The 2,689-nt window shown below is 45.4% G+C and carries 4 protein-coding genes; 3 read left to right on the top strand and 1 reads right to left on the bottom strand.

Going from position 1 to position 2,689, the window contains the following annotated elements:
- The 3 genes from minC to minE all read left to right on the top strand — a co-directional run.
- A partial coding sequence (gene minC, locus CAG68_RS18015; RefSeq protein ID WP_161441459.1) for a septum site-determining protein MinC occupies nucleotides 1-439 on the top strand: 439 nt, incomplete at its 5' end.
- Nucleotides 440-456: 17 nt separating this feature from the next.
- Nucleotides 457-1,269: a septum site-determining protein MinD gene (gene minD, locus CAG68_RS18010; protein WP_005388331.1), complete on the top strand. Its 813-nt coding sequence runs from the start codon at nucleotides 457-459 to the stop codon at nucleotides 1,267-1,269.
- A gap of 2 nt (nucleotides 1,270-1,271) precedes the next feature.
- Nucleotides 1,272-1,535 (top strand): cell division topological specificity factor MinE, encoded by a 264-nt coding sequence (minE, locus tag CAG68_RS18005; RefSeq protein WP_005388332.1) that lies wholly within the window; start codon nucleotides 1,272-1,274, stop codon nucleotides 1,533-1,535.
- Nucleotides 1,536-1,612: 77 nt separating this feature from the next.
- Here minE and rnd read toward each other — a convergent pair.
- Nucleotides 1,613-2,689, bottom strand: a 1,077-nt coding sequence (gene rnd, locus CAG68_RS18000; protein ID WP_161441458.1) for a ribonuclease D, incomplete at its 5' end; no start/stop codon positions are given.

Genomic DNA, 2,689 nt, shown 5'->3' with positions numbered 1-2,689 from the left:
CGGTGTAACGGGCTGTAAAGACAAGCGTGTACAAAACCTTGCTTCCGAAGCTGGCTTCGCCATTATGTCGGCGAGCAAATCGCCAAGCCAAGCACCTGCCAAAATGGCACCAACGAAAGTAGTTCGTACGCCTGTCCGCTCAGGACAACAGATCTACGCAAAAGATGGTGATTTGGTGGTGCTAGCGCACGTAAGTGCAGGTGCTGAAGTCATTGCTGACGGCTCTATTCATATCCATGGCACACTTCGAGGTCGTGCGATTGCAGGAGCAAGTGGTCAGCAGGAAGCGCGTATTATTTGCCACGATTTACAAGCAGAACTGGTATCCATTGCGGGTGACTACTGGTTAAGCGATCAAATTGAAAGCGAGTACTGGCAAAAGAAAGTAATGATCAGTAAAGCCGATGAATCATTACATTTAGAAGTTCTCGCGATTTAATCTAAAAAGGAAAAAAAATGGCACGCATTATTGTAGTAACGTCTGGTAAAGGTGGCGTTGGTAAAACCACTTCAAGCGCAGCCATCGCCTCTGGTCTAGCTCTTAAGGGAAAAAAGACCGCGGTGATCGATTTTGACATCGGTTTGCGTAACCTCGATCTAATCATGGGCTGTGAGCGCCGCGTCGTGTATGACTTTGTGAACGTCATTAACGGCGAAGCGACATTAAACCAAGCGCTGATCAAAGATAAGCGCACGGACAACCTATTTATTCTTCCTGCTTCTCAAACTCGTGATAAAGACGCACTGACAAAAGATGGTGTTCAGCGCGTATTCGGCGAACTTGATGAAATGGGCTTTGATTTCATTATTTGTGATTCACCAGCAGGTATCGAGCAAGGCGCGTTAATGGCCTTGTACTATGCCGATGAAGCCATTGTCACAACGAACCCAGAAGTCTCTTCTGTGCGTGACTCTGACCGCATTCTCGGTATTTTAGATTCCAAGTCACTGCGTGCAGAACAAGGGCTAGAGCCAGTAAAACAGCACCTTCTACTGACTCGCTACAACCCATCTCGCGTCACTCAAGGCGAAATGCTAAGCGTTGAAGACGTAGAGGAGATCTTACATATTCCACTACTGGGCGTGATTCCAGAAAGCCAAGCCGTGCTTAACGCGTCAAACAAAGGTGTGCCAGTCACTTTTGACGATAACACCGATGCGGGTATGGCTTATTCTGACACCGTTGATCGCTTATTAGGCAATCAGGTTGAATTTCGTTTCCTTACTGAGGAGAAGAAAGGACTCTTTAAACGACTCTTTGGAGGCTAGACATGTCATTATTAGAATTTTTCCGTCCACAGAAGAAAACTTCTGCGAATCTAGCTAAAGAGCGTTTGCAAATCATTGTCGCAGAGCGCCGCAGCCAAAATGATCCTGCGCCGTCTTACTTGCCTCAATTAAAAGAAGACATCTTGAAGGTGATCAGCAAGTACGTGGCAATTGATCCAAATATGGTTGACTTAACATTTGAGCACAAAGACGACGATATCTCAGTTCTTGAGCTGAATGTGAAGCTACCAGACGAAGAAAAGTAATCAGTTTCTCTCGCAAGACGAATGCTCTAATTAGAACGAAAAAGGTTGGCATCGAGGCCAACCTTTTTCATCTTTCATTACTTTAATGCTTTGTTCATCTTGTCGCCGAGTAAATCCAAACGCCACCCTTGCATCAAATCAGGCAATACTTCTGGGTCACGATCTTTTTTCCAAACCCAACTGATCAACTGATTGATCTGCTTTTTAGAGGCAAGGAACTCCGTGGCTAAACCTGACTTCTGCGAAGCCGATTTCACCAAGTCTTTCATATTTTTGAAGACCTGCTTGTAACCCGGATAGTCCATTAAACGCTCAATTTTCGCAGGATACTCTTCAGAAGGTGTTTGCTTCGCTTGTTTAACAATCGCGGCAATCTTCGCGCCATGGCGGTTAATCGCTCGGATATCAATATCTTCTGCTTCCATCTTCTTAAAGTTCGTTAAACCAAGACGAGCGACCGTTAATAGATCACCTTCTTTGAAGATAAAGTTCAGCGCTAAATCTCGTTTGATTGCTTCACGATAACGCCACGTCGCCAATGGCTTTAAAATCGCCAGCTCAGAAGGTTTTAATTGCCAAGCGCCCTTAATATCAAGGTAGGCATTCTCTTCATTGGTTACGCGAATACGTTTCGAAACGAGTAAATCACTTTCTTGCTGTACAGCTTCCCACCAACCTGCTTGCGTCACCTTATCGAACAGCTTTTCGTATAACGGTAACAAGTAATGAACATCTGCGGCAGCATAATCTAATTGCTTTTGTGTCAGTGGACGAGCCATCCAGTCGGTACGTGATTCACTTTTGTCGAGCTCTACGCTTAAATATTCTTCCACCAGCGATGCGAAGCCTGTCGATAGGCCGTGACCGAGAAAAGCGGCCATCAGCTGCGTATCCACCATAGGGAATGGTGTACAACAAAAAGCGTTTTGGAAAACTTCTAAATCTTCACCACATGCGTGCAGCACTTTTAGCACAGAAGTATCTTTTAATAGCGCTACAAACGGCGTCATATCCGTTAATTCAGTCGGATCAATCAGCGAGAGGCGATTACCATCGAAAAGCTGAATCAGACCTAACTGCGGGTAGAAAGTGCGAATACGAACGAATTCGGTATCCAGCATCACTACGTCTGCCTCTCGGGCATGAGTGCAAAC

Source organism: Vibrio sp. V42_P2S4T144, assembly GCF_009904715.1.
Taxonomy (GTDB): Bacteria; Pseudomonadota; Gammaproteobacteria; order Enterobacterales; family Vibrionaceae; genus Vibrio; species Vibrio alginolyticus.
The sequence above is the reverse complement of the archived record's forward strand: the minus strand, read 5'-3'. Positions and strand labels throughout refer to the sequence as shown.

What these genes read in the sequence shown, in the direction of transcription:
- minE (WP_005388332.1), top strand. Translation starts at nt 1,272, where the DNA reads ATGTCATTATTAGAATTTTTCCGTCCACAGAAGAAAACTTCTGCGAAT.
- minD (WP_005388331.1), top strand. Translation starts at nt 457, where the DNA reads ATGGCACGCATTATTGTAGTAACGTCTGGTAAAGGTGGCGTTGGTAAA.